Source organism: Streptomyces sp. NPDC023157, from assembly GCF_055560575.1.
Genome location: NZ_JBVHIL010000003.1, coordinates 73,178 through 98,536 on the forward strand (window position 1 = coordinate 73,178; position 25,359 = coordinate 98,536).

At 73.1% G+C, this 25,359-nt stretch carries 25 protein-coding genes; 12 read left to right on the plus strand and 13 right to left on the minus strand.

Going from position 1 to position 25,359, the window contains the following annotated elements:
* Window positions 1–66: 66 nt before the first annotated feature.
* Window positions 67–1,239, minus strand: coding sequence for an erythromycin esterase family protein (locus tag ACZ3ZE_RS11610; protein WP_467258667.1), 1,173 nt, complete (start codon window positions 1,237–1,239; stop codon window positions 67–69).
* A 101-nt stretch (window positions 1,240–1,340) separates the two neighbouring features.
* Between ACZ3ZE_RS11610 and ACZ3ZE_RS11615 the strand changes: the two genes are divergently transcribed.
* Together ACZ3ZE_RS11615 and ACZ3ZE_RS11620 are read left to right on the plus strand one after the other, a co-directional pair.
* Complete coding sequence (locus ACZ3ZE_RS11615; RefSeq protein ID WP_467258669.1) at window positions 1,341–2,045, plus strand: TioE family transcriptional regulator; 705 nt, start codon at window positions 1,341–1,343, stop codon at window positions 2,043–2,045.
* 47 nt (window positions 2,046–2,092) lie between these two features.
* Window positions 2,093–2,677, plus strand: a complete 585-nt coding sequence (locus ACZ3ZE_RS11620) for a TetR/AcrR family transcriptional regulator (RefSeq protein ID WP_361167477.1) — start codon at window positions 2,093–2,095, stop codon at window positions 2,675–2,677.
* 21 nt (window positions 2,678–2,698) lie between these two features.
* On the opposite strand, the gene ACZ3ZE_RS11625 is transcribed toward ACZ3ZE_RS11620, so the two are convergent.
* Complete coding sequence (locus tag ACZ3ZE_RS11625) at window positions 2,699–3,967, minus strand: phosphoribosyltransferase family protein (protein WP_467259276.1); 1,269 nt, start codon at window positions 3,965–3,967, stop codon at window positions 2,699–2,701.
* Window positions 3,968–4,176: 209 nt separating this feature from the next.
* Between ACZ3ZE_RS11625 and ACZ3ZE_RS11630 the strand changes: the two genes are divergently transcribed.
* Window positions 4,177–5,496, plus strand: a complete 1,320-nt coding sequence (locus tag ACZ3ZE_RS11630; RefSeq protein WP_361625841.1) for a serine hydrolase domain-containing protein — start codon at window positions 4,177–4,179, stop codon at window positions 5,494–5,496.
* A gap of 17 nt (window positions 5,497–5,513) precedes the next feature.
* Here the strand turns inward: ACZ3ZE_RS11630 and ACZ3ZE_RS11635 are convergent, their stop codons facing one another.
* Entirely contained in the window at window positions 5,514–6,107 is a 594-nt protein-coding gene (locus ACZ3ZE_RS11635) for a DUF6197 family protein (protein WP_361625838.1), read from the minus strand.
* A gap of 153 nt (window positions 6,108–6,260) precedes the next feature.
* On the opposite strand from ACZ3ZE_RS11635, the gene ACZ3ZE_RS11640 reads away from it, so the two are divergent.
* On the plus strand, window positions 6,261–6,908 hold the full coding sequence (locus ACZ3ZE_RS11640) for an NADPH-dependent F420 reductase (RefSeq protein ID WP_361167463.1): 648 nt from the start codon (window positions 6,261–6,263) through the stop codon (window positions 6,906–6,908).
* Window positions 6,909–6,918: 10 nt separating this feature from the next.
* On the opposite strand, the gene ACZ3ZE_RS11645 is transcribed toward ACZ3ZE_RS11640, so the two are convergent.
* Together ACZ3ZE_RS11645 and ACZ3ZE_RS11650 are read right to left on the minus strand one after the other, a co-directional pair.
* Window positions 6,919–8,346 carry an aspartate ammonia-lyase gene (locus ACZ3ZE_RS11645; protein ID WP_361167460.1) on the minus strand — a complete coding sequence of 476 codons (1,428 nt, stop codon included), beginning with the start codon at window positions 8,344–8,346 and terminating at the stop codon, window positions 6,919–6,921.
* Between the two features lie 54 nt (window positions 8,347–8,400).
* Window positions 8,401–9,444, minus strand: coding sequence for an asparaginase (locus tag ACZ3ZE_RS11650; RefSeq protein ID WP_361167457.1), 1,044 nt, complete (start codon window positions 9,442–9,444; stop codon window positions 8,401–8,403).
* A 111-nt stretch (window positions 9,445–9,555) separates the two neighbouring features.
* Between ACZ3ZE_RS11650 and ACZ3ZE_RS11655 the strand changes: the two genes are divergently transcribed.
* The 5 genes from ACZ3ZE_RS11655 (at window position 9,556) to ACZ3ZE_RS11675 (ending at window position 15,049) form a co-directional block, all read left to right on the plus strand.
* Entirely contained in the window at window positions 9,556–10,011 is a 456-nt protein-coding gene (locus ACZ3ZE_RS11655) for an Lrp/AsnC family transcriptional regulator (protein ID WP_361167454.1), read from the plus strand.
* A 180-nt stretch (window positions 10,012–10,191) separates the two neighbouring features.
* Complete coding sequence (locus ACZ3ZE_RS11660) at window positions 10,192–11,721, plus strand: hydrolase (RefSeq protein ID WP_467258672.1); 1,530 nt, start codon at window positions 10,192–10,194, stop codon at window positions 11,719–11,721.
* A 92-nt stretch (window positions 11,722–11,813) separates the two neighbouring features.
* The gene (locus tag ACZ3ZE_RS11665; protein ID WP_363291740.1) at window positions 11,814–12,614 is read left to right on the plus strand and encodes an endonuclease I family protein; all 801 of its coding nucleotides are present in this window, start codon (window positions 11,814–11,816) and stop codon (window positions 12,612–12,614) included.
* A 219-nt stretch (window positions 12,615–12,833) separates the two neighbouring features.
* Window positions 12,834–14,177, plus strand: a complete 1,344-nt coding sequence (locus ACZ3ZE_RS11670; RefSeq protein ID WP_467258674.1) for an AMP-binding protein — start codon at window positions 12,834–12,836, stop codon at window positions 14,175–14,177.
* Between the two features lie 140 nt (window positions 14,178–14,317).
* Window positions 14,318–15,049 carry a flavodoxin family protein gene (locus ACZ3ZE_RS11675; protein ID WP_351854453.1) on the plus strand — a complete coding sequence of 244 codons (732 nt, stop codon included), beginning with the start codon at window positions 14,318–14,320 and terminating at the stop codon, window positions 15,047–15,049.
* Window positions 15,050–15,084: 35 nt separating this feature from the next.
* On the opposite strand, the gene ACZ3ZE_RS11680 is transcribed toward ACZ3ZE_RS11675, so the two are convergent.
* On the minus strand, window positions 15,085–15,540 hold the full coding sequence (locus ACZ3ZE_RS11680; protein ID WP_361167441.1) for a hypothetical protein: 456 nt from the start codon (window positions 15,538–15,540) through the stop codon (window positions 15,085–15,087).
* Window positions 15,541–15,894: 354 nt separating this feature from the next.
* Window positions 15,895–16,641: a GntR family transcriptional regulator gene (locus tag ACZ3ZE_RS11685; protein WP_467258676.1), complete on the minus strand. Its 747-nt coding sequence runs from the start codon at window positions 16,639–16,641 to the stop codon at window positions 15,895–15,897.
* A gap of 209 nt (window positions 16,642–16,850) precedes the next feature.
* On the opposite strand from ACZ3ZE_RS11685, the gene ACZ3ZE_RS11690 reads away from it, so the two are divergent.
* The 3 genes from ACZ3ZE_RS11690 to ACZ3ZE_RS11700 all read left to right on the plus strand — a co-directional run bounded on the left by ACZ3ZE_RS11690 (window position 16,851) and on the right by ACZ3ZE_RS11700 (window position 19,645).
* On the plus strand, window positions 16,851–17,441 hold the full coding sequence (locus ACZ3ZE_RS11690) for a hypothetical protein (protein ID WP_467258678.1): 591 nt from the start codon (window positions 16,851–16,853) through the stop codon (window positions 17,439–17,441).
* Between the two features lie 96 nt (window positions 17,442–17,537).
* Window positions 17,538–18,836, plus strand: a complete 1,299-nt coding sequence (locus tag ACZ3ZE_RS11695; protein WP_467258681.1) for a VWA domain-containing protein — start codon at window positions 17,538–17,540, stop codon at window positions 18,834–18,836.
* Window positions 18,836–19,645: a hypothetical protein gene (locus ACZ3ZE_RS11700; protein WP_361167429.1), complete on the plus strand. Its 810-nt coding sequence runs from the start codon at window positions 18,836–18,838 to the stop codon at window positions 19,643–19,645. Before ACZ3ZE_RS11695 ends, ACZ3ZE_RS11700 begins: the two co-directional genes overlap by 1 nt.
* Before the next feature lie 95 nt (window positions 19,646–19,740).
* Here ACZ3ZE_RS11700 and ACZ3ZE_RS11705 read toward each other — a convergent pair whose 3' ends face one another.
* From ACZ3ZE_RS11705 to ACZ3ZE_RS11730, 6 genes are all read right to left on the minus strand, one after another.
* Window positions 19,741–20,451: a response regulator transcription factor gene (locus tag ACZ3ZE_RS11705; RefSeq protein ID WP_361625817.1), complete on the minus strand. Its 711-nt coding sequence runs from the start codon at window positions 20,449–20,451 to the stop codon at window positions 19,741–19,743.
* Window positions 20,448–21,755: a sensor histidine kinase gene (locus ACZ3ZE_RS11710; RefSeq protein ID WP_361167423.1), complete on the minus strand. Its 1,308-nt coding sequence runs from the start codon at window positions 21,753–21,755 to the stop codon at window positions 20,448–20,450. The genes ACZ3ZE_RS11705 and ACZ3ZE_RS11710 overlap by 4 nt, the downstream gene beginning before the upstream one ends.
* Before the next feature lie 82 nt (window positions 21,756–21,837).
* Complete coding sequence (locus tag ACZ3ZE_RS11715; protein WP_363291743.1) at window positions 21,838–23,079, minus strand: acyltransferase family protein; 1,242 nt, start codon at window positions 23,077–23,079, stop codon at window positions 21,838–21,840.
* The gene (locus tag ACZ3ZE_RS11720; protein ID WP_467258684.1) at window positions 23,072–24,064 is read right to left on the minus strand and encodes an alpha/beta hydrolase; all 993 of its coding nucleotides are present in this window, start codon (window positions 24,062–24,064) and stop codon (window positions 23,072–23,074) included. The genes ACZ3ZE_RS11715 and ACZ3ZE_RS11720 overlap by 8 nt, the downstream gene beginning before the upstream one ends.
* A gap of 165 nt (window positions 24,065–24,229) precedes the next feature.
* Window positions 24,230–24,814 carry a dihydrofolate reductase family protein gene (locus tag ACZ3ZE_RS11725; protein WP_361167413.1) on the minus strand — a complete coding sequence of 195 codons (585 nt, stop codon included), beginning with the start codon at window positions 24,812–24,814 and terminating at the stop codon, window positions 24,230–24,232.
* A gap of 38 nt (window positions 24,815–24,852) precedes the next feature.
* On the minus strand, window positions 24,853–25,332 hold the full coding sequence (locus ACZ3ZE_RS11730) for a (2Fe-2S)-binding protein (protein ID WP_442305631.1): 480 nt from the start codon (window positions 25,330–25,332) through the stop codon (window positions 24,853–24,855).
* Between the last annotated feature and the right edge of the window lie 27 nt (window positions 25,333–25,359).

The window sequence follows — 25,359 nt, forward strand, 5'->3', positions numbered from 1 at the left end:
AGGACCGTGTCCGCACGGCCCGGCCGCCCCTCTCGCGGGGGCGGCCGGTTGCCGGGCGGGCGCCCGTCAGACCCGCGCGGGCGCGGCGACGGCCCCGGCGTCGGGCAGGTGCAGGACCGCGTCGAAGCCGTCGAGGGTCGCCCGGTCGAGCGGGAAGTAGCCCTTGGCCGGGTCGGTCCCGGTCCGCTCGCGCCCGCCGCCCACCTCGTCGGCGCGGACGATCGGCCCCCGGCCGTCCACCCGGCCCTGGAGGAAGGCTTCGTACGTGTCCGGCTCGGGGTCCGTGAGCCCGAGGGCCTCGCTGCGGCCCACGCTCCCGGCGACGCACACGTACCGGTCCCCCAGGAGCGCCCCCACGATCCCGCCCGCGCAGGTCCAGGTCGCGCCGGTCCCGCCCGTGCTCCACGTGCTCGGGGTACGCCGCAGATGCAGGTTGTGGGCGAAGACGACGGTCGGGCCCCTGAGTTCCTCGGCGTCCCGGATCGCGAGGAGGTTCTCGGCCATGAGCGCGTCCCGGGTGGCGAGCAGGCGGGTGATGCGCGCGTTGCGGTCGCCGGGCTCGGCGCACTGCCGGTGGTAGCGCAGCAGGCCGATCCCGGCGGTGAGGTGCGTCCGGGCGCGCCGCCAGGCGGCGAGCGAGGTCGCCGCGATCAGCTCGGGCGCGCGCGAGTGGAGCGCGGTGACCAGGTCGTCGGCGAGGGCCCGCGCCCGCGCCGCCCCGACGGTCGCGCCCGGCGACTGCGCGGCGTCCAGGACGGCCTCCTGACGGCTCCAGCGCTCGTCCTCGCCGAGGAACCCGGCGAGGGTGTCACCGAGGCCGGGGGCGAGCCCGAGGTAGTCGAGGACGTGCTCCAGGGCCGCGCGCGGGCTGGGGGCACTGTAGTTCTCGGTCGGGGTGTCGAAGCCGTGGAAGGCCAGCCGCTCGGCCGCCGGGCGGGCGGCGTTGTGGTCCCTCATCCAGGCGACGAGCTCGCGGTGGGGCGCCTGCTCGCCGAAGCCGTGCGAGAAGCCCTCGGCCATGACGGAGTCGAGGCTTCCCGGGCCGCCCTGGACGTAGGCGTCGACGCGGAGCGCGGCCACGCGGTCGGTCTCCAGGGCGACGGACCGGAAGCCGCGGTCCGCGAGGCGGGCGAGGAGGGCGTTGCGCACCCGGCCGAAGGCGGGTTCCTGGTGGGTCGGTTCACCGAGTCCCAGGAGGGTGCAGGAGGGGGTGACGAGGTCTTGGATGTCGTGGCTCATGAACCTCCACCGTATCCTTGAAAGCCCGGTGGAGACTTTGTGCGGCTCATCCCTTCCATCCGGCGCCGGTCACGCCGCGAAGTCTCGAATCGAGGAGCATCGTGAGACCCACCGACCTGGCCCGTCGGCACGGCATCTCGACCCAGGCGGTCCGCAATTACGAGGCCGACGGCTGCCTCCCGCCCGCCGCGCGCACGCCCAGCGGCTACCGGATCTACACCGAGGCGCACGCGGCGGCGCTGGACGCCTATCTCGCCCTCGTCCGGGCGTACGGGCACGCCACCGGCGGCCGGATCATGAACGCGCTGCACGCGGGCGCGCTCGACGCCGCCCTGACCGCCGTGGACCGCGGCCACGCCCAGTCGCTCCGCGACCGGGAGACCCTCGACGCGGTGCGCGGCGCGGTGGAACACCTCCTGGAACACCCGCCCGAGCACCCCGGGGCCGCGACCGGAGCCCGTACCGTCGGGGAGCTCGCGCACCGGCTCCAGGTCACCCGGGCGACCCTGCGCAACTGGGAGGCCGCCGGGATCCTCGCCCCCGCGCGGGACCCCGCCACCGGGCACCGCGCGTACGGGCCGGAGGACGTCCGGGACGCCGAGCTGGCGCACCTCCTGCGGCGCGGCGGCTACCCGCTGGACGGGATCGCCGAGGTGGTCCGGCAGATCCGCACGGCGGGCGGCACGCGGGCGCTCGCCGCCACCCTGGAGGGCTGGGAGGCGCGGCTCACGGCGCGGCGGCTCGCCATGCTGGACGCGGCCGCGCGCCTCGGCCGCTACCTGGAACGCCTTCCACTCCAGCCGTAGTACTCTCCCCGGAGTACAAGCCATGCCGAGGAACAGGAGTGACGCCGGTGGCCCGCAGCAACCCCGAGCGCCGGGCGGCGCTCGTCGACGCCGCCATCGAGGTGCTCGCCCGGGACGGGGCCAGGGGCCTCACCTTCCGCGCGGTGGACACCGAGGCCGCCGTGCCCCCCGGCACCGCGTCCAACTACTTCGCCAACCGCGACGACCTGCTCACCCAGGCGGGCGCCCGGGTCTACGAGCGGCTCCAGCCGGACGAGGCGACCATCGAGCGGCAGCGGACGGCGAGCCCCGACCTCGCCACGTACACCGTGCTCATGAAGGAGCTCGTCGGCCGGGTCAGCGGCTTCCGCACCGGCTATCTCGCCCTCCTGGAGCTGCGCCTGGAGGCGACCCGGCGCCCGGAGCTGCGTCAGGTGCTCACCGAGCGGGTGCGCGCCGACGTCGAGGCCAACGTCGCCTACCACGAGGCCTCGGGGCTGCCCGGCGACGGAACCGCCGTCAAGCTGCTGATGCTGGCCTTCAACTGGCTGATCGTCGAACAGCTCACGCTCCCCGACGTCTTCTCGGAGGAGGAGCGCGACACCCTGATCGCGGCGGCCGTCGACCGTATCGTCGGCGGCTCGGCAGCCTGACCCGCGGGCAGGAGGCCGGTCTCAGAGCCGTTCGGCGAACCAGGACGCCGCCAGCTCGCCCACCCGCTCCAACGCCCCCGGCTCCTCGAAGAGATGTCCCGCGCCGGGCACGGTGACGAGCCGGTGCTCGCAGCGCAGGCGCCGCTGGGCCCGCTCGTTGAGGTCGAGGACCAGGGGGTCCGCGCCGCCGACGATCAGCAGCGTGGGCGCCGTCACCTCGGGCAGCCGCTCGTCCGCGAGGTCGGGGCGCCCGCCCCGGGCGACGATCGCCGCGACCCCGCTGTCCGGCTCGGCGGCGGCCCACAGGGCGGCGGCGGCGCCCGTACTGGCCCCGAAATAGCCGGTGCTCAGGGCGCCGGCGCCGAACCGGCCGGTCAGCCAGTGGCTCGCCTGGCGCAGGCGGTGGGCGAGCAGCGGGGTGTCGAAGACGTTGGCGCGGTCCGCCGCCTCGGCCTCGGTGAGCAGGTCGAAGAGGAGGGTGCCGAGGCCGGCCCGGTCGAGGGTGTCGGCGACGGCCAGGTTGCGCGGGCTGTGCCGGCTGCTGCCGCTGCCGTGCGCGAACAGCACGATCCCGGTGGCCCGTTCGGGCAGGGTGAGCCGCCCGCCGACCTCGGTGCCGCCGAGCGGGATCCGTACCTCGGCCGCCTCGGCGCGCCCGCCCCGGCGGGTCAGCAGGCAGGCGACGACCTCCTCGTCCGTGGTCTGCGTGAAGTCGTCGTAGAACTGCCCGATCGCGTAGAACGACTCGGGCTCGCGCACGCTGTACGTCTCGTCCGCCGCTCCCGCGACCCGCGCGGCCCAGTCGTGCGGCGCCACCGGCACGGCGAGCACGATCCGGGCGGCGCCCCGGGCCCGTACCACCTGGCAGGCGGCGAGCGCGGTGGCGCCGGTGGCGAGGCCGTCGTCCACGACGACGGCGGTGCGGCCCCTCGGGTCGGCGAAGCCGCGGGCCGTCCCGTAGCGCCTGGCACGCTCCTCCAGGACGGCGCGTTCGCGGGTCTCGACCTCGGCGAGCGCGGCGGCGGAGACCCCGGCGTCGGAGAGGACCCGGTCGTTGAGGACGCGGACGCCGTTCTCGCCGATCGCCCCCATGGCGAGCTCCGGCTGGTAGGGCACGCCGAGTTTCCGTACGAGGCAGATGTCGAGGGGCGCGTCGAGCGCGTCGGCGACCTGGGCGGCGACGGGCACTCCCCCACGGGGCAGTCCCAGGACGACCAGGTCCTGCCCCTTGAGGCCGGTGAGCCGGGCGGCGAGCTGCCTGCCGGCGTCGGTGCGGTCGGTGAAGTACATGTCCTGCCCGCCTTCCCGGTCCGCGTCTCCGCGGAGGAACAGCCTGGTCAGAGCCCCGCCCATACACCCAGGCTAGCCCTTTCGGCGTCATGCGTTCCGATGATCGTGCTCGTCCCGGGGGCGGACGCGGTCCCGGCGGCGGGCGGCGAGGATGGACGGCCCGCGCCCGGATCCCGGGTGCGGACGGAACGACGGAGGGGACTCTTTCCATGCGTTTACGCGTGACGCACCCGGCACGGACGGCGGCCGTGGCCGCGACCGCCCTGCTGACCCTGTCCCTGGGGGTGCTGCCGGCCCAGGCGGCCGACAGCTCCGGGACTCCGCGGGCCACGGCGACGGCCCGCCACACGCCGGCCCTGGACCGCGAGGCGCTGCGCGCGTCGCTCGACGCCTTCCGCGACGCCGGGATGTACGGGGCGTTCACCTCGGTCCGTAACGGCCCGGAGCGGTGGCGGGGCGCCACCGGCGTCGCCGACACGGCGACCGGGCGCCCGATGGCCCCGGGCTTCGAACACCGGATCGGCAGCATCAGCAAGAGCTTCACGTCCGTCGCCGTCCTCCAGCAGGTGGAGCGCGGCCGGATCGACCTGGACGCGCCCGTCGGCCGCTACCTCCCCGGACTCGTCACCGGCGAGCGCGGCGAGAAGGTCACCGTGCGGATGCTGCTCAACCACACGAGCGGCATAGCCGACTACGTCCTGCCGGCCTTCCCCGGCATCCTGGAGGACCCGGGCGCCACACTCGACCGCAACCGGCTGCGGCACATCGAGCCCGAGGAGCTGGCCCGGCTCGGCCTCGCCGCCCCGCCGGTGCGGGAGCGCGGCAAGTTCGGCTACGCCAACACCAACTACATCCTGGCCGGGCTGATCCTGGAGAAGGTCACCGGGCAGGACGCCGAGGCGTACATCACCCGGCACGTGATCCGCCCGGCGGGCCTGCGCCACACGTACTACCCGTCCTCGCCGTCCCTCAAGGGCCCGCACGCGGGGATGTACGAGTCGTTCTTCGGCATGATCGACCCGCCGCGGGACTACAGCACGTACGACATGTCGTGGGCGAGCACGGCCGGGGCGATGGTGTCGACCACCGACGACCTCAACACCTTCTACCGCAAGCTGCTCGGCGGCAAGCTGCTCGGCGCGGCGGCGCTGCGGGAGATGAGGACGACGGTCCCCGGGTACGACACGGCGCCGGGCGAGGAGGCCCTGATGCGGTACGGCCTCGGGATCTACACGCTCAGGATGCCGAGCGGCAACTGGTACTGGGGCCACGACGGCGCGGTCTTCGGCGCGGGCACCTGGGCGCTCTCCACCGAGGACGGACGCCGCCAGGTCTCCATCGCGTACAACCTGATGAAATACCAGCGCTTCGACGAGCAGGGGCAGCCGCTGCCGGACCTGATCACGCCGGCGCTGTACGGGTACGTGGACGGCGCCCTGAGCGGCGCCCCGGCCCCGGCGGGGCTGCGGAGCGCCGCCCCGGCGGCACCGGTGGTGCCGCCGCTGGTCGACCGGTGGCCGGTGCGCTGAACGCCGGGTGACAGGCCCTAACGGCCCACCCGGGCCGCGCGGCGGATCGTGGCGTCCACCAGGGCGAGCGCGTCCGCCGCGGTACGGCCCGGGGCGCGGTTCCAGGGGCCGATGAGCTCGGTCCAGCCGCGCGAGCGGAGCTCTTCGAGCATCCACGCCCCCGCCTCGTTCATGGTGGGGGCGCTGCCGTATCCGAGCCGGTGGGCGGCGAGCATGGCGCCGCAGACGCACCGCGCGCCCCGCACGTCGCGGAGCTTGTACGGGGTGTTCTGCCAGCCCCATTCCGTCAGGACGCGCCGGGCGTGGGCGAGATGGACCGAGGGCCGGACGTCGGGGCTGCCGATCCGGCGCCAGACGTGCAGCCGGTCGGGCAGGATCGCGCCGAGTCTGCCCGGGAGCGCCCGTTCGGCGGGCGCGGCGGGCGGCAGCGCGTCGAGGGCGTCCGCGACGAGCCGGTCCACCGGGACGGACAGCAGCCGCCGCCAGTCGCCGGCCTCCTCCGGAACCGGCGGTGCCTGGGGCCAGCGCGCCACGATCTCCTGCCAGGCGGCGGTGTCGAGGAGGGCGGCGGCCTCACGGTCGAGGACATCGAGGTCGGTGACGGCCTGCATACATCAACTCCATCCACATTCATACCGATATTGATATGAATGTCGGCTTTGCGCATCCCCTCCTTGAATCCGGACGCCGAAGATCCCCACACCGCGCTCACGAGGGCTTACGGTCGTGCCGAGTTCCCCGACAGCACGAAGGAGCACACGCGCATGAAGATCGCCGTCCTCGGTACCGGTGATGTGGGCCGCCGCCTCGCGAGCAAGCTGGTCGCACTGGGACACCAGGTGACGCTCGGCTCCAGGTCCGCGGACCACGAGGGTGCGACGGCCTGGGCGGCGGAACACGACGCCGCGCACGGCACGTTCGCCGCGGCGGCGGCCGGGGCCGAGCTGGTGGTGAACGCCACCGGAGGGCTGGTGTCGTTGGCCGCGCTGGAGGCGGCGGGCGCGGAGAACCTGGCGGGCAAGGTCCTCGTCGACGTGTCGAACCCGCTGGACTTCTCGGCGGGCTTCCCGCCGAAGGTGGCGACCCCGGACGGCACCAGCCTGGCCGAGCAGATCCAGCGCACGTTCCCCGACGCGCGGGTCGTGAAGACCCTCAACACCATGACGAACACGGTGATGGTGGACCCGTCCCGGGTCCCCGGCGACCACGTCGTCTTCGTCTGCGGCGACGACCCGGCCGCCAAGGAGGCCGTCACCGGCCTCCTGAAGTCCTTCGGCTGGCCGGACGCCCGGATCGTCGACCTCGGCGACCTGTCGGGCGCCCGGGGCACCGAACTGCTGCTGCCGCTGTGGCTGCGCCTGATGGGCACGCTGGGCACCGCGGACTTCAACTTCGGGATCCTCAAGGCCTGACGGCCCGGGATCAGAGCTCCAGCACGCCGCCGGTCGTCCCCGTCAGGTACTCGGTGGTGAGGAGCTCGGCGAGCCGCTCGGGCGGGAGCAGCCCCTTCTCCAGGGTCAGCTCCGCGACCGAGCGGCCGGTGGCCAGCGCCTCCTGGGCGATCGCCGTGGCCGCGGTGTAGCCCAGGTGCGGGTTGAGGGCGGTGGCGAGGCCGATGGAGTTCTCGACGCTCGCGCGCAGGGTCTCGACGTTGGCGGTGATGCCGGTGACGCAACGCTCGGCGAGGGTCAGACAGGCCGCCCGCAGCGAGGTCATGCTCTTGGACAGCGCGTGGAAGATGACCGGCTCGAAGGCGTTGAGCTGGAGCTGGCCGCCCTCCGCCGCCATCGTGATGGTCATGTCGTTGCCGATCACCTCGAAGGCGACCTGGTTGACGACCTCGGGGATGACCGGGTTCACCTTGCCCGGCATGATGCTGGAACCGGCCTGCACGGCCGGCAGGTTGATCTCGCCGAACCCCGCGCGCGGCCCGGAGGACAGCAGCCGCAGGTCGTTGCAGGTCTTGGAGAGCTTCACGGCGATCCGCTTGAGCACCCCGGAGAGCTGCACGAACGCGCCGCAGTCCTGGGTGGCCTCGACCAGGTTGGCCGAGGTCACCAGGGGCAGGCCCGTCAGCTCGGCCAGGTGCCGCCGGGCGGTCTCGGCGTAGCCGGGGGCCGCGTTGAGGCCGGTGCCGATGGCGGTGGCGCCGAGGTTGATCTCGTGGATGAGCTCGATCGCCTCGGCCAGCCGCCCCCGGTCCTCCTCCAGCATCACGGCGTACGTGGAGAACTCCTGGCCCAGCGTCATGGGCACCGCGTCCTGGAGCTGGGTGCGCCCCATCTTCACGACACCGCCGAACTCGACGGCCTTCTCGGCGAAGGCGTCCTGGAGCACGGCCATGGCGACCAGCAGCTCACGCGCGGCACCGATGGCGGCGATGCGGATGGCCGTCGGGTAGACGTCGTTGGTGGACTGCCCGAGGTTGACGTCCTCGTTGGGATGCACGAACGCGTACGCCCCCTTGGGGTGCCCGAGCAGCTCCAGCGCACGGTTGGCGACGACCTCGTTGGCGTTCATGTTGGTCGAGGTGCCGGCCCCGCCCTGGACGACGTCCACGACGAACTCCTCGTGCAGCGCGCCGCCCCGGATCTCGCGGCAGGCGGCGACGATGGCGCCGGCCTTCTCCGCCGGGAGCAGACCGAGCTCCTCGTTGGCGAGGGCGGCGGCCTCCTTGACGGCGGCGAGCGCGTCGATGAGCTGCGGGTAGACGGAGATCGGCACACCGGTGATGGCGAAGTTCTCCCGGGCGCGCAGCGTGTGCACCCCCCAGTACGCGTCGGCGGGAACATCCCGGTCACCGAGCAGATCATGCTCACGACGGACGGACGACGACTGTGCGGGGATCACGGTGGCAGGACCTTACGCGTGGAGGCGGGAGAGCGGACGACGGCGGGGGGTGGGTCAGTGCGCGGCGGCCAGCGCGGGCTCGGGGCGTACGGGCCCTTCCAGCAGGGTCCGGAGCAGGGAGACCCGCCGCTCGGGGGACGCCACGTCGGCCAGCAGGGCGGACAGGAGCGCGATCCGCGCCTGACCGGGCCGCAGCGTCCCGGCGAGAACCGCGCCGGCGGCGGCCAGATCGACGGCCCCGCCGCCCGTGTAGACCTCGGCGACCGGCCCGGAGGCGACCCGCGTGGACAGGACGACGAGGACACCCTGGGACACCGCGTCGGCGACGGCCTCGGCTATCTCGGGAGTGGCGTTGCCGGCGCCGGTGCCGACGAGGACGACACCCCGCGCCCCGGCGGCGACGGCCGCGTTGAGGAGCACCGGATCCCCGTCGGAGTGGTGCATCACGATGTCGACGCGGGGCACGGCGGCCGCCCCGGCGGCGGGCACGGGCAGGGGCGCCGGCCGTACGGGCTCGCGCTCGATGTCGACCTGCCCGAAGCCGAGCCGGCCCACCCGGTCGCCGGAGGGGTCGGCGAAGGGGTCGGCGGCGAGGGTCTTGGTCTTGACCGTGCCGCGGGCCGCGTGGACCAGGCCGTCGAAGACGACGAGGACGCCGAGGCCGTGCACGGTGGCGGCGACCTGGAGCGCGTCGTACAGGTTCCCGGGGCCGTCGCCGTCGCCCGTACCGAAGGGCCGCTGGGCGCCGGTGAAGACCACGGTGCGCGGGTCGGAGTGGTGCAGGTCCAGGAAGAAGGCCGACTCCTCGAGGGTGTCGGTGCCGTGGGTGACGACGATGCCGTCGACGCCGGGGTCGGCGAGCGTCTCGTGGACGGCGCGCAGCAGGCCCAGCTGACGGTCGGTGGTCATCCGGGAGCTGTTGACGTTGAAGAGGTCGAGGACCTCGACGTGCACGCCGTCGGGGACGGCCGCGGTGGCGACGACGTCGTCACCGGAGGCGTCGGCGGCGTAGCCGCTGCCCGTCCAGCGGCTCGCGATGGTGCCGCCGGTGCTGATCACCACGATGCGGCGAGGCCTGGCGTCGCGCGTCCACTTCATACCCGAACATCCCTTTCCCTGAAAAGTACGCCGCAACGATAGGTCAATCCGCCCGCAAGGCGATTGCGATTTCTCCCCGGAATCATGAACTCCTTAGGGGATAATTGCGCCATGGACAGAATCGATCTCCAGATCTTGCGTGAGCTTCAGGAGGACGGCCGCCTGAGCAACCAGGAGCTGGCCCAGCGCATCGGCCTCAGCCCCTCCCCGTGCATGCGCCGGGTCCGTCAGCTGGAACAGGACGGCGTGATCCAGGGGTACCGGGCGGTCATCGACCCGGCGGCGGTCGGCCGGAGCTTCGAGGTGCTGGTCTCGGTCGAGGTGAAGCGTGACCGGGAGACGGTCGAGGCCTTCGAGGAGGCCCTCCAGGACATCCCGGACGTCATCGAGGCATACCGCCTCTTCGGCAGCCCCGGCTGTCTGCTGCGGATCGCGGTCGCGGACCTCGCCGCGTACGAGCGGCTGTGGATCGAGCGGCTGACGACGCTGGCGGGGGTCACGGAGGTGAACTCGCAGATCATCATGAAGCGGGTCAAGGAGCCCAGGGGCCTCCCGGTCGAGCGCTGATCCGCCGCCGGAAACGTCGATCTCCGGGTGGAGCAAGGCATTCCATGGGCGGGATCTGGTCATGTACGGTTCAACCGCGCGTGATCTGGGCGTCCGATCCCCGACGTTCTACGCGCGCAGAGTGGGCGCCCGCACCGCCTTTCCGCCACATCGCCCCTTCCCCTCACGGAGGTCTGACGGATGCTCGGACTCAGAAGGTCCACCCGCCACACCGCGACGAACCGCACCGCGACCGCACGCCCCGCGACCGCACGCCTCGCCACCCTGACCGCCCTCGGCGCGCTCAGCGCCCTCCTCGCCGCCGCTGCCGCCCCCGCGTCGGCGGCGCCCGCGGCGGACACCGCCTCGCAGGCGACCGCGACCGCGACCGCCGCCGCCCCGCTGCGCGTCCTGTTCGACAACTCCAAGGCGGAGACCGCCGGAAACGCCGACTGGATCATCGGCACCGGCCAGCCCGACCCGCTCACCCAGAACGCCTCGCCCACGACCGAGAAGGACTGGACCGGGGCCCTCTCGGCCTGGGGCGTGGCGCTGCAGAGGACCGGCCGCTACGCGCTCAAGACGCTGCCCTCGGGCGGCACCATCACGTACGGCACCACGGCCGCCACCGACCTGCGGAACTTCGACACCTTCGTGCTGCCCGAGCCCAATGTGCGGCTCAGCGCGAGCGAGAAGACCGCGGTTCTGACGTTCGTCCAGAACGGGGGCGGTCTGTTCCTGGTCTCCGACCACGCGGACGCCGACCGCAACAACGACGGCTGGGACGCGCTGGAGATCATCAACGACCTGATGTCCGACAACGGCGTCGACAACACTGACCCGTTCGGCTTCACGCTCGACACCGGAACGGTGCAGACGGACAACCCGCGCGCGATCGCCGACACCACCGACCCCGTCCTGAACGGCGGCTTCGGCAAGGTGACCGGCAGCATCATCCGCAGCGGCACCACGGCCACCCTCAAGCCGGCCGACAACCCCAGCGTCAAGGGTCTCGTCTACCGCACCGGCTCCTCGGGCAACACCGGCGCGTTCTTCGCGACGAGCACCTTCGGCAGCGGGCGCGTCGCCGTGTGGGGCGACAGCTCGCCGATCGACGACGGCACCGGCCAGTCCGGCAACACGCTGTACGACGGCTGGAACGACACCGCCGGCACCAACGCGGCGCTCGCCCTCAACGCCACCGACTGGCTCTCCAAGGCGACCACCGGCGGGGGCGGCGGAGGCGGGGGCGGCACCTGCACCACCGGCCAGCTGCTCGCCAACCCGGGCTTCGAGTCGGGCGACACCTCCTGGACCGGCTCGGCCGGGGTCATCACGAACGACACCGGGCGCCCGGCCCGTACCGGCTCGTACAAGGCGTGGCTGAGCGGCTACGGCTCCGCCCACACCGACACCCTCGCCCAGACGGTGACGATCCCCGCGGGCTGCACGACGGCCACGCTCGGCTTCTTCACGCGCATCGACACGGCGGAGACCACCACGACCACCGCGTACGACACGCTGAAGGTCCAGGTCCTGAACAGCGGCGGCACGGTGCTGTCCACGCTCGCGACCTACTCGAACCTCAACGCGTCGAGCGGCTACGTCCAGCGCTCCTTCGACCTGGCGGCGTACGCGGGCCAGACGGTGACGCTGAAGTTCACCGGCACGGAGGGCTCCACCCTCCAGACCTCGTTCGTCATCGACGACACCGCGCTGACCGTGGGCTGACCCACCCGCCCCGCACGAGTCACACCGCACCACGCCACCACGCACGACGCACCACGCACACCACCACCCCCCGCCCCCAGAGAGGACCCCCCATGTCCGTCGCGTCCATAGGCAGATGGAAGGTGTGGGCAGCGCTGTCCGCCGCCGTCGTCGGCCTCACGTTCCCCACGCTCACCGCGACCCCCGCGAGCGCCACGACCACCGCGTACGACGCCACGTACTACCAGAACGCGGTCGGCAAGACCGGCACGAGCCTGAAGTCCTCGCTGCACACCATCATCAGCAGCCAGAGCAAGATCTCGTACGACGCGGTCTGGAACGCGCTGAAGGTCACGGACCAGGACCCCAACAACACCGCCAACGTGATCCTGCTCTACAGCGGCACCTCGCGCAGCAAGACCCTCAACGGCGGCGCCGTGGGCAATTGGAACCGCGAGCACGTGTGGGCCCAGTCGCACGGCAACTTCGGCACCTCGGCCGGCCCGGGCACCGACCTGCACCATCTGCGCGCGGCGGACGTCCAGGTCAACAGCACCCGCGGCAACAAGGACTTCGACAACGGCGGCACCGCGGTCAGCGGCGCGCCGGGCAGCTACACGGACAGCAACTCGTTCGAGCCGCGCGACGCCGACAAGGGCGACGTCGCCCGCATGATCCTCTACATGGCCGTCCGTTACGAGGGCGACGACGCGTGGGCGGACCTGGAGCCCAACGACTCGACGACGAACGGCAGCGTCCCGTTCATGGGCCGCCTGTCGGTCCTGAAGCAGTGGAACGAGCAGGACCCGCCAAGCGCGTTCGAGGAGCGTCGCAACGACGTCATCTTCAACAGCTACCAGGGAAACCGGAACCCGTTCATCGACCACCCGGAGTGGGTCGAGGCGATCTGGTAGAGCGGACCCGGACCGGAGGCGCGCCGATCCGGCGCGCCTCCGGTCCGGGGAGCCGATGCCGAGCAGCCCCTTTCCGAAGGGCGCTTGGACGTTCCGCCGAGGGCATCCGGCATCCATGGTCGGGACGACGCATTGCCCCGAGGGGCGAGGACAGCCTGAAATGCCAAGGTCAGCACGTGTCCACGCGTCCGGTCGAGGGACCGGCACCGAAGGAAGCACATGACCACCCTGCTTGACGGCTGTACGCCCTGGCCCGAGGAGTTCGTCGACCACTACTGGGCGGCCGGGCATTGGCGTGGCAACACGCTCGACAACCTGCTGCGCGGCTGGGCCCTGGACCACGGCCCTCGCACCGCGCTCGTCCACGGTGACACGCGCGTCACGTACGCGGCGCTGAACCGGCGCGCGGACCGGATGGCCGCCGGGTTCCGGCTGCGGGGGCTGCGGCGCGGTCAGCGGGTGGTCGTGCAGCTGCCGAACGTGCCGGAGTTCGTCGTCACGGTGTTCGCGCTGATGCGCGCCGGTGTGGTCCCGGTGTTCTGCCCGATGACCCACCGCGAGCCCGAGGTCTCCGACCTGGTCCAGCTGACGCAGGCCACCGGCTACGTCGGCCCGGCGACGCACGCGGGCTTCGACCACACGGCCATGGTGGCGGAGATCGCCGCCCAGGGGCCGTTCCTGCGCCGGGTGTTCACGTACGAGCCGCCGGGCACCGCCTCCCCGTTCGGCGGCGGTCTGACGACCGACCCGGCGGGCTGCCATTACAGCCCGCTGGACTCGATCGACGCCCCGCCCGAGCCGGCACTCGCCCAGAGCGCCGGCCAGGTGGCACTGCTGATGCCCGCCGGCACCCGGCTCGTCCCGCGCACCCACGACGACTACGCCTACCAGGCGCGGGCCGCCGCCGAGCTGGTCTCGCTCACCGAGGACGACGTGTACCTCGCCGCGCTGCCGGCCGATTCCGCCTTCGCCTTCGGCTGCCCCGGCATCCTGGGCACCCTCATCGCGGGCGGCACCGTGGTGCTGGCCGACGCCCCGGACCCGGCCGAGTGCCTGCCGGCCATCGCACGCGAGCGCGTCACCCTCACCTCGGTGACTCCGGCGATCGCCGAGACCTGGCTCGCCGCACACCCCACGACCGAGCCCGCCGACCTGAGCAGCCTGCGCCTCCTGCAGATCGACGGCGCCCCACTCCCCCCGGCGACCGCCGACCGTGTCGCCACCGCACTGGCGTGCCGCCTGCAACAGGTCTTCGCCCTGCCCGAGGGCGTCCTCACCCTCACCCGCCCCACCACGACCGCGCCGACCTCCCACGGCCACCCGCTCTCCCCCGACGACCAGCTCCGCATCGTCGACGCCGCCGGCGAGGACGTCCCCGACGGCACCCCCGGCCACCTCCTGGCCCGCGGCCCCTACACCCCCCGCGGCCACTACCGCACCCCCACCTCCCCCACCTTCACCCCCAACGGCTACCTCCGCACCGGCACCCTCGCCCGACGCGCCCCGGACGGCAGCCTGCTGGTGACGGGCCAGGTCGGGGAGGCGCCGGAGAGCGAGGGGTGACCTGGCTCCCGCCCCCTCGCCGGCGGACCGGAGGGCAGGCTGTCAGGCAACCGGCCCAGCTCCACGAGCGCCCGGGGCGAAGGCCTGGTGAGCTGTGCCGGGAGGTCTCCGGTGCCTTCGCATCCGGACTGCCGGAGCGTATGGAGGAGGATTCCGTGCCGGACTCAACGACGTCGTACGCCGACCTGCGCGCCCTGGTGATCAACTGCACCCTGAAACGTTCCCCGGAGCGCAGCCATACACAGGGGCTGATCGACATCAGCACCGGGATCATGGAGCGCCAGGGCGTGCGGGTCGAGGTGCTCAGGGCGGTGGACATCGACATCGCGACCGGTGTCTGGCCGGACATGACGGAGCACGGGTGGGAGACGGACGAGTGGCCGGTGATCTACTCGCAGGTGATGGCCGCCGACATCCTGACCCTGGCGGGGCCTGTGTGGCTGGGAGACAACTCCTCGGTCATGAAGAAGGTGATCGAGCGTCTGTACGCCTGCTCGTCGATCCTCAACGAGCGCGGTCAGTACGCCTACTACGGCCGCGTGGGCGGCTGCCTGATCACCGGCAACGAGGACGGCGCCAAGCACTGCGCGATGAACGTCCTCTACAGCCTCCAGCACCTCGGATACGTCATTCCGCCGCAGGCGGACGCGGGTTGGGTCGGCGAGGCCGGCCCTGGACCGTCGTACCTCGACCCCGGCTCCGGCGGGCCGGACAACGACTTCACGAACCGCAACACGACCTTCATGACGTGGAACCAGCTCCACCTGGCGAGGATGCTCAAGGACGCTGGCGGCATCCCCGCCCACGGAAACCAGCGCTCCGAGTGGGACGCCGGCTGCCGGTTCGACTTCGAGAATCCCGAGCACCGTTGAGCGCGGGCCGGAACGGGTCGAAGGACCGGTGGACGTCAGCTGCTCCTGTGCATCGGTACCGTGAAGTTGACGTTCTGACCACTGTGGTAGTCGGTGTTGTCCCACACCGAGATCTGAGACGTGTCCTGCATTCGCAGTTGCAGCACCTCATCGGCGTCGCTCCAGTTGTATCCGACGAACTGGAAGTTCGGATCGGGGCTGTCTCCCATTCTCCTGTTTCCCCAGCTGCAGATACGCGACGCGTCGTTCTCGCAGACGGACCAGGCTCTGGCGTACAGGTGGCAGTCCTCTCCCTGCCATATGTCGATACGCTTCAGCCTCGCGTCGGACGAGCGCCATGTTCCGTCGAAGCGGTTGGCGGAGCATGAGGCGACTGCTTCCTTCGCCGAGGTGACGCTGAGCACCACCGAGAGGGAGAGCGTCAGAGCGGCCGTCAAGAGCACGGCCATGAGCTGGCGTAGTGGAATGCGGGCAGAAGAGACCTGTGTCATCGTGAACCTCCGAAAGCGGGCCGCAGCGCGGGGCGTCCCGTCGTCACCCGACGCGGTGTCCCCCCTGCTCCGGCTGAACGCCACCCATTCGGGCCCGAGTCATTTCGCCCTTCACCCCCTGCCTATTCCAGAGCAGCACTCCGTAATCCTGATCGCAAGTCGGCAGGATCGCGCATTTCGCGCACGATTCAATGATGAATGCGATCCACAGTGGATCGGTCAATGAATGCGAATGCGGTGAGTGAGATGTCAAGCCGGGTCGAGCGAGTAAGCGCCGGGCCGGGGCCGTGGCCGGTCGGCGCCAGAGACGTACAGGGCGCTCCGCGAACAAGGCAGGGCTCGACTCCGCCGGTCTCAGGGAGTGAAGAGGAGGCGCACCGCCACCTCGCGGTAGTGGCGTACGTGGTGGAGCGCGTAGGCGGCCGCCGCGTCCGCGTCCGCCGCGGCGATCGCTTCGAACAGCAGACGGTGCTCCTCCCACAGCGCCCCCGGCTCGTCCACCTGCTGGAACAGCCAGCGCAGCCGGCCCTCCAGGGACTCAAGCGCGGTGACGAGCAGGTCGTTGCGCGACATGCGCACGATCTCGGCGTGGAAGGCGGCGTTCGCGCGGGACAGGTCCTCGGGGCCCCCGGAGTCGGTGGCGGCGCGGGCCCGCGCGAGCAGCCGGGCGAGTGCGTCGAGCTCGGTGAGGGTGCGGCGTTCGGCGGCGCGGCGGACGGCCAGGACCTCCAGCGCCTCGCGCATGTCGAAGAGGTTGTCGACGTCCTGCCGGGTCATCTCGCGGACCACGATCCGGCGTTGCGAGGCGGTCCGCAGGAAGCCCTCGCCGATGAGGATGCGGATCGCCTCCCGCACCGGGACCCGTGAGACGCCGAAGTCCTCGGCCACCTCGCGTTCGACGAGCCGGTCGCCCGGCTTGAGCCGGCCCGTGATGATGCGGTCGCGCAGCCCCTCGCAGACCTGGTCGCGAAGCCAGCCCCCGGAGGGGACGGTGGCGTCGGCGGGGGCGCCGGCCGAGTCGCTCTTCCGTGCGCCCGGCCCCGGTCCTCGCCCCGCTCCTCGCCTCGATCCCGGCCCCGCCCCTGATCCCGCCCCGGTCATATGTCCTCCCGGTGTTCAGCCCTTACCGTATGCCACCCGCGCGCTCTCTCCGGCACGACCCCGGCCTCGGCCTCACCGCCGGCCCCACCCCCGTCCCCGCTCTGACCTCCCCTGATCCACTTGACGTGCACAATGAAGACACTTAGCTTCGCCTTACCTAACCTCCGGATCGACGCCCCCTGGCGTCCCCCACCCGAAAGACTCCCGCCGTGCCGAGAACCCTGCCGCGCCCACCCCGCACCAGCCCCACTGCGACGGCGGACGCGGCTGCGCCCCACGAGCTCACCCCCGGCTGGCTCCTCGCGGCGGTCGGCGCGCTCGCCGCCGCCTTCCTCGCCGCCTCCTGCTGGACCTCCGGGCATGTCCACGCGGGTGTCACGTTCCAGACCGCCGCCCGCTTCCTGCACGTGGCGAGCCTCGTCGTCGGGCTCGGTTCGGTGCTCGCGGTCGACTGGTTCGCGGTGCTGTGGCTGACCGGGCGGCGACCGCTCGCCGGGGTCCTCGACACCGCCTGCACGCTCCAGACCCCGATCTGGGCCGGGCTCGGCGGTCTCACCGTCACCGGCCTCTTCCTCCGGCCCGACCTCGGCTCCCCGCTCACCCTGGTCAAGCTGGGCCTGGTCCTCGCCGTCACCCTCAACGGCCTGTACGCGCACCGCCTCGGCCAGCTCCTGGAACGGTTCCGCGGGGACGGCGCCGTGCCGCGCCGTCTGCTCGTCCGCTCGGCCGGCGCCGCGACGGTGAGCCAGGTGGGCTGGTGGGGCGCGACCTTCATCGGTTTCCTCAACAGCCAGTCCTGACCCGGCCTGACCCCTTCGACCGGTCCTGACCCCCTTTCACCGGCCTCGCTCCGGCCCGGTTTTGGATTGTCGGACGATCGTCCATACGATCCTGCGATGATCACGAGAAAACGGCTGGCCTCCGGGGCCTGCGGCGCGCTGCTCGCCGCCCTGGCCGTCGGGCTCCTCCCGACGAGTGCCGCCGCCGACGACGGCCCGGCGGCGACGGACTCCCCCAAGGAATCCCCCAAGGTCGAGCTGGTGCTCGACGTCAGCGGCTCGATGCGCCAGCGCGACATCGACGGGCAGTCCCGTATGACCGCCGCGAAGCAGGCCTTCAACGAGGTCCTGGACGCGGTCCCCGAGGAGGTCCGGCTCGGCATACGCACCCTCGGCGCCGACTACCCCGGCCAGGACCGCAAGCGCGGCTGCAAGGACACCCGCCAGCTCTACCCGGTCGGCCCGCTGGACCGCACCGAGGCCAAGACTGCGGTCGCCACCCTCGCCCCCACCGGATGGACGCCCATCGGTCCGGCGCTGCTCGGCGCCGCCGAGGACCTCAAGGGCGGCGAGGCGACCAAGCGGATCGTGCTCATCACCGACGGCGAGGACACCTGCGCCCCGCTCGACCCGTGCGTGGTCGCCCGGGACATCGCCGCCAAGGGCATCCACCTGGTCATCGACACCCTGGGTCTGGTCCCCGACGCCAAGACCCGCCGCCAGCTGATGTGCATCGCGGAGGCCACCGGCGGCACCTACACCTCCGTGCACCGCACCGAGGAACTCTCCGGACGCGTACGGCAGCTGGTCGACCGCGCGGCCGACCCGGTCGTCACCCCCGTCGCCACCACCGGCGCCGAGCGGTGCGCCGACGCCCCGACGCTCAAGCCGGGCCTGTACACCGACCGGCAGACGATCGGCCGGCACCGCTGGTACCGCGTCGACGTCCTGCCCGGCCAGGAGCTGCGCGCCTCGGTGAGCATCTCGGCCGACCGGGCCGTGAACAACGACTACGGCGTGCTGATGCGGGCCGTCACCGTGCACGGCCGGGAGATCGTCCGCGGCGCCGAGGCGGGCGACGGGCGCACCGACGTCGTCTCGACCGGTCTGCGCTACCCGAAGGCCGAACTCGACGAGGGCTTCGGCGACGGCGACGCGAAGCCGGCCGCCGAGGTCGTCTGCCTCCAGGTCAGCAACTCCTTCTCCGCTCCCCCGTCGGTGAAGACCACCCCGGGCATGCCGGTCGAGCTCGCCATCGACGTCGTCGACGGCCCCGCCTCGGCTTCCGACGTGGCCTCGTTCGGCCTCGGCCGCGGCTGGTGGCTGCTCGGCGCGCTCGCGCTCGCCGGCTTCCTCGGCGGCCTGCTCTGGGGCTGGCTGTCCCGTTGGCGCCTCGCGGTCTGGAGGACCCACTGATGCCGATCACCCCGCGCACCCTCGGCCGGCTGACGGCGGGCCTCGCGCTCGCGGGCGCCGCCCTGCTCGGCCCGGCCGCCCCGGCCGGGTCCGCCGACACGGCGACGCCCAGCCCGAGCGCCTCGGCGACGGACGCCGGGCCCACCGAGGCCGGCACCTCCTTCCGTACCGCCGCCTTCTTCCGGCAGGGCCAGGAGGCCACGGCGCAGGCGTCCACGGGTGACTACCTGTACTGGGTGTTCCCCGCCGACACCGGCGAGCGGCCGACCGTCGACGCGACGGTCACCCTGCCCGAGGCCGCTCTGCGGCACGGCTCCTCCGCCTGGCGGATCGACGTGTACGACGGGCTGCGCAGGCGCCAGCCGTGCATGTACGGGATGCAGAGCCGGCTCGCGGCCAAGGAGACGGCCACGGTCAAGCTGACCTGCGTGCTGCGCCCCGTCCGGGCCGCCGCGGACACCTGGTCGAACGACGCGCTGCCGGGCAGCTACTTCGTCCGCCTGACGGTGACCGGGCTCCCCGAGGAGGACCTGGGCCAGCCGTTCTCGGCGCGGCTCGCCGCGACCTCGCTCGACAAGGGCGGGGCGTACGCGACGGACGGCGCGCTCGCCGTGCCGCTGGTGCAGGGGGCGAGCACGCCGGAGACGGTCGAGGCCCGCGCGCCCGAGGACGGCTGGTCCTCGGGCTGGTGGTCGGACCGCTGGATCTGGACGGCCGCCGGTGGTGTGCTGGCCGCCCTCGCGGGGATCGGCGGCTACGTCCTGACCCGTGGCTCGGGCCGCCCGGGCCACGTCCCTCCGACGGCCTGACGTTCCCGTTCGCGCTTCGGCCCCCGCCGCTCGTACCTGTACGAGCGGCGGGGGCCGAGTGCTGTCCGTACCGTGGGCGAGCCCCGGGGCCGTCGTCAGAGTCCGCCGGGACGGACCAGGCCCGTCTCGTACGCGTGGACGGCGGCCTGCGTACGGTCGCGCAGCGACAGCTTGGTGAGGATCCGGCTCACGTACGTCTTGACGGTCTGCTCGGCGACCACGAGCCGTCCGGCGATCTCGGCGTTGGACAGGCCCTGCGCGATGAGCGTGAGCACCTCGGTCTCGCGCTCGGTCAGCGCGCCGACCCGGTCCATGAGCGGGGAGCGGGGCGTGGGGCTGAGCCGCGAGAACTCGGCGATGAGCCGCTTGGTCACGTTGGGGGCGAGCAGCGCGTCGCCGCGCGCCACGACCCGTACCGCCTGGGCGAGTTCCTCGGCGGAGGCGTCCTTCAGGAGGAAGCCGGACGCGCCGGCGCGCAGTGCCTCGTACACGTACTCGTCCAGGTCGAAGGTGGTGAGGACGAGGACCTTGACGGTGGCGTCGGCGGGCGCGGTGAGGATGCGGGTGGCTTCGAGGCCGCCGGTGCCGGGCATCCGGATGTCCATCAGGACCACGTCGGGGGCGAGTTCGGCGGTCTTGGCGACGGCGTCGGCGCCGTCGACGGCCTGGCCGACGACGTGGAGGCCGGGCTCCGCGTTCAGGAGGACGGTGAAGCCCTGCCTGACCATCACCTGGTCGTCGGCGATGAGCACCCGGATGTCGCGGCCGGAGCCGCCGGGGGCGCTGCCGCCGCTGCCGTCAGTCATGAAGCGTCCTTCGTGCGGGGTGGGTCGTGGAGAGGTGCGGGCAGGGTGACGGTGACGTCCCAGCCGCCGTCGGGGGTGGGTCCGGCCGCGAGTTCGCCGCCCAGCATGGCGGTGCGTTCCCGCATGCCGAGCAGCCCGTGCCCGGGCTCCCTGCCCCCGCCCGAGGGTACGGGGCCGGCCGGACGGGTGGCAGCCGTGTTGGTGATCCGTACGGTCAGTCCGTCGGCGTGGTAGTGCGTGGCCACGGCGGCCCGGGCGCCTGGCGCGTGCCGCATGGCGTTGCTCAGGGCCTCCTGGACGATGCGGTACGCGGAGAGTTCGGTGCCCGGGGAGAGCGGCCGGGCCTCTCCGAGGGTCTCCTCGGTGACGTCCAGGCCGGTGGCGCGGACGTTGGCGAGGAGGTCGCCCAGCCGCTCCAGCGTGGGCTGCGGGGCGTGCCGTACGCCCGCCGCGGCGTCGCCCGCCGCCCCGTCGCCGCGCAGGACACCGAGGACGCGGCGCAGTTCGGTGAGGGCATCGACGGCGTTCTGCCGGATGCCGGCCAGGTTCTCGCGCAGCTCCGGGGACGGGTTCTCCACCAGGTGCGGGGCGACCTGGGCCTGGATGGAGATGACGGACATGTGGTGGGCGACGACGTCGTGGAGCTCGCGGGCGATCCGGCCGCGCTCTTCGAGCAGGGCGCGCCGGGCGCGTTCCTCCGCGGTCAGCTCCTCCTGCTCGACGAGCCGGGTGCGCGAGACACGGGTCGCGCGCAGGGAGGCGCCGACGACGGTCGCGCTGGCGAAGGCGACGGTGCCCGACCACAGCGTCGGCAGATGCGGGACGCCGCCGGGGGTGAGCGCCCCGAGGCCGGTGAGCAGGGTGACGCCGAGGGCCGTGGCGGCGGCGACGGGCCGCACGCGCAGGGAGAGGAGCAGCAGCACGAGGGTGTGCAGGGCGATGGCGCCCGCGTTCCAGGGCCACTCGGCGCCGAAGACGGAGGAGGTGAGCGTCACCGACACCATCAGCGCGGCCGTGGAGAGCCACCAGCCTGCGGCGGGCCGGGTGAGGGCGAGGACGGGGGCGGCGGTCTGGGCGACGACGATCATCGGGACGCTGCCGGGGACCTGGTCCATGTACCCCCGCGCGTTGAGGTTCAGGTTCCACATCCCCAGCAGCGCGGCGAGGAGGACGAGATGGGCGTGCGGGAGCCAGTTGAGCCAGCGGTTGCGGGGCAGCGGATCGCGGCGCGCGGTCCACAGGTCCGCGCGCAGGATGACCGGCACGGCCCGCAGCGCGCCCTCCCACCGTGTCGCGTCCTTCACTGTGCTCCCCCTGGCGTGTGTGTGGTCGTGGCCGCCGTACACGTGCTCGTGGCCGTTCGGATGATCATGGTGCTGCCCCAGCCTAGGCATGTGCCGCCCCCGTCCGGACGTCGGTCCGCTGTTCGGCCCGGTGGGGCGGTCGGGGTTCCCGGCTCGGGCGGGGTGGACGGCCCGGGCGCCGCGTGGTGCGCTCGTACGCGTGGAAGGCGGCCCCGCAGACCAGCAGGGCGCACACGAAGACGGGTATCCAGGCGAGCCGCGCGAGGACCCACACGTAGCCGTCGGGGACGGTGTGGAGTCCGGTCAGCGGTCCGTGGCCGAGGAATCCGGCGGTGAGGAGTCCGCCGGCGGTGACGGCGATCATCGCGGTCTGGTGCCAGAGGAAGACGGTCATGGCGCACAGGTTGAGCAGGGCGACGGCCGCCCAGGCGGCGGGGCGGCGCAGGACGCGGCGGAGCGGGCCGAGCAGCAGCACGGCGCCACCGGACTGGGCGAGGCCGAAGGTGACGGCGGCGAGGGTGGGCGGGTTGAGGTTCGAGACGGGGGCGCCGGGCACGCCGACCATGGAGCCTGGATAGCCCGCGAAGGCGACGAGCAGCCCGGTGGCGGCGGCGCCGCCGAGCAGCAGGCCCCAGGCCGCGCCGGGGCTGAGCGGGCCGCGGCGGGCGAGGAGGGTGCCGAGGCAGTACGGGACGAGCCAGCCCGCGGGCAGGTTGAGCCAGCCGAGCGCGTCGGGTCCGTCGAACCCGAAGCGGACCAGGTCGACATGGAGGACGACGGCGAGCGGCCACAGGGGGTGGATCCGGGCCACGAGCGGGGTGGCGGCGGTCAGCGCGGCGAGGACCAGCAGGAACCACAGCGGGGAGAGCACCAGCTTGCCGAGCGTGTGGAGGGTCTGCCAGGGCACCCCGCAGGCCAGCATGACGCCCGTCGCGACCGTCCAGACGCCGAGCAGCGGGACGACCGGCCGGAACAGGCGGCGCAGTCGGCCGGAGATCCAGCGGCCGTGGCTCTCGCCGCGGGCCCGGGCGGCGGCGTGACCGCGCGCCGCCACGTATCCGCCGACGAGGAAGAAGACGGCGAGGGTCTGGAACACCCAGGAGACGGGGGTGAATTCGGGGAGGTGCCCGAGCGGGCTCTCGGCGCGGAGGGTGCCGCTGTCGCTGACGAGGGCGGTGACGAGCCAGTGCCCGAGGACCACCCCGAGGATGGCGAGTCCGCGCAGCGCGTCGAGGGCGCGGTCGCGCCCGGGCGGGGTGGCGGCTTCGACGCGGTCGACGACGGTGCGGAGGGAGCTGCCGATCCGGCGGGTGCGCTCAGGCATGGTGGGGCTCCTGTCCGTCGGCGATCCTCGCGATGTTCTCCAGCGGTACGGAGCCGGGGACGAGGTAGTCGCTGTGGCCGCCGTCGCCGGCGTCGAAGGTGCGGGCACCGAAGCCGGCGGCCACGGGGTCCTCGCCGAAACCGAGTTCGGAGCCCGGCAGCAGCGGGAGCCGGACGTGCGGGACGTCGCCGATCCAGTCGGCGGCGCCGCACCCGGCCCAGACGGCGGCCCGCGTGTGCAGGTCGGCGACGGTGTCGGAGCCGGTGCCGGGGCTGCCGTAGAGGACGAGGGCGTCGGCGGGGAGCCCGGAGGCCGCGCGGGCGCAGACGACGGAGCCGTACGAGTGGCACAGCAGGGTGATGCGGGCGCCGGGTTTCGCCCGCCGCAGTTCGTCGACGAAGGCGTGGAGCGCGGGTGCCGCCTGGTCGGCGCGGCCGGGGGTGAGGGAGGCGGTGCTGCCGGTGGCGGGGGTGCGGTAGCCGAGCCAGGCGACGACGGCGGCGCGGGCGCCGGGGCGGGCGCCGAGCGCGTCGTGCAGGGCGACGGCGCCGGCGCGGAAGCGTCCGTAGCGGTCGAGGTCGGTGTCGGCCCCGGGGACGAGCACCGCGATCCGGTCGGCCGCGGCGAGGTCGCCGACGACCTCGGCGGCGCGGCCGCCGTCGCGGCCGTCGAAGGAGAGGAACTGGCGCCCCGGCGCGGCCATGGCGTGCAGCGAGGCGGCCCGCTTGCGCGCCCCGTACGTCTCGGCGCTCCGCTCGGCCGCCCGTACCGTCGCCCGCCCGTTCGCGTACCGCGCGGCGAGCTCCGCGGAGCTCGCCGAGGCCAGCGGCCGGGCGGGCGCGGGGGCGGGGGCGGGCACGTCCACGGGCCGCGCGGCCCCGGCGACCGGCAGCGCGACGGCGGCGGTGACGAGCGCGGCGAGCAGGGTACGGCGCAGTCGTCCGGGAGAGGGTGCGCGGCGGGGGCCGCGCGGGAGGGGCGCCATGGGTGTTCCTTCCGTACCGGTTGTCGATCCGGCACCGAAGGTACGAAGGGCGGCTTGTGGTCGGCGTCCCGCCGGAGAGCCAAACCTCGGGGTAGCTCTCAGGTATGACGGGTAGTCCGTTCGGGGACGGCGCCTCGGACTGGCCCGGGCCCCGGGGTCAGCGGGTCACTCCCCCGCCGCCCCGGCGTCCGCCCTCTCGTACCGCAGCATCACCACGCCGTTGGGGAAGGCGCGGGTGGCGTCGAGGCGGAGGTCGGTGGTGATGTCCGTCGGGGTGAGGAGCGGGGTGCCGCGGCCGATCAGGACGGGGTGGACGTAGATCTGGTACACGTCGATCAGGTCGTGCTCGCGGAAGGCGGCGGCCAGGTTCGCGCCGCTGAGGGTGAGGTCGCCGTCGGCCGCGGCGGCGAGGGCGCGGACCTCGGCCGGGTCGACGCGCGGGACCACCGTGGTGTCCCAGTCGGCGTGGTCCAGGGTGGTGGAGTAGACGGTCTTCGGCATCGTGCGCCAGATCCCGGCGAACTCCCGCGTGGCGGGGGAGGCCGCCGGGTCGGCGTCGGCCGTGGGCCAGAAGTCGGCCATCAGCTGGTGGGTGCGGCGTCCGCTGAGGAACCGGCCCATGGCGGCGAGTTGCTCGTTGAAGTGGAGGTGCAGCTCCTCGTCGACGCGGTGCCACGCGATGTCGTGGTCCGGTCCCTCGATGTAGCCGTCCAGGGACACTCCGGCGAACAGAACGATCTTTCCCGGCACTGGGGCACGCCCTCTCGTTGGCGAGGGCCCCGGCCGTGTCAGACCATGCGGCGGGCGCCCTCCTTGATGGCCTCTCGGATACGGTTATAGGTTCCGCAGCGGCAGATGTTGCGGATCTGGTCGAGATCGGCCTCGTCGACCTCGCGCCCGGCCTCGTGGGCGCGGCGTACGGCCGCCACGGCGGTCATGATCTGGCCGGGCTGGCAGTAGCCGCACTGGGCCACGTCGATGTCGAGCCAGGCCTCCTGCATCGGGTGGATTTCCTTGCCGACGGTCGCGGGCAGGCCCTCGATGGTGGTGACCTCGTCGGCGGGCGTGAGGTCCTTCACCGGGACGGCGCAGGGCGTGAAGGCGCGGCCGTTGAGGTGGCTCGTACACGCCTGGCAGACGCCGACGCCGCAGCCGTACTTGGGTCCGGTGACGCCGAGGACGTCCCGGAGCACCCAGAGCAGGCGGACGTCGTCCTCGACCTCGGCGGTGACGGCCTTGCCGTTGAGGATGAAGGTGTGCTGGGGCACGGTGGCTCCTGGTTCCTGCCGGAGATC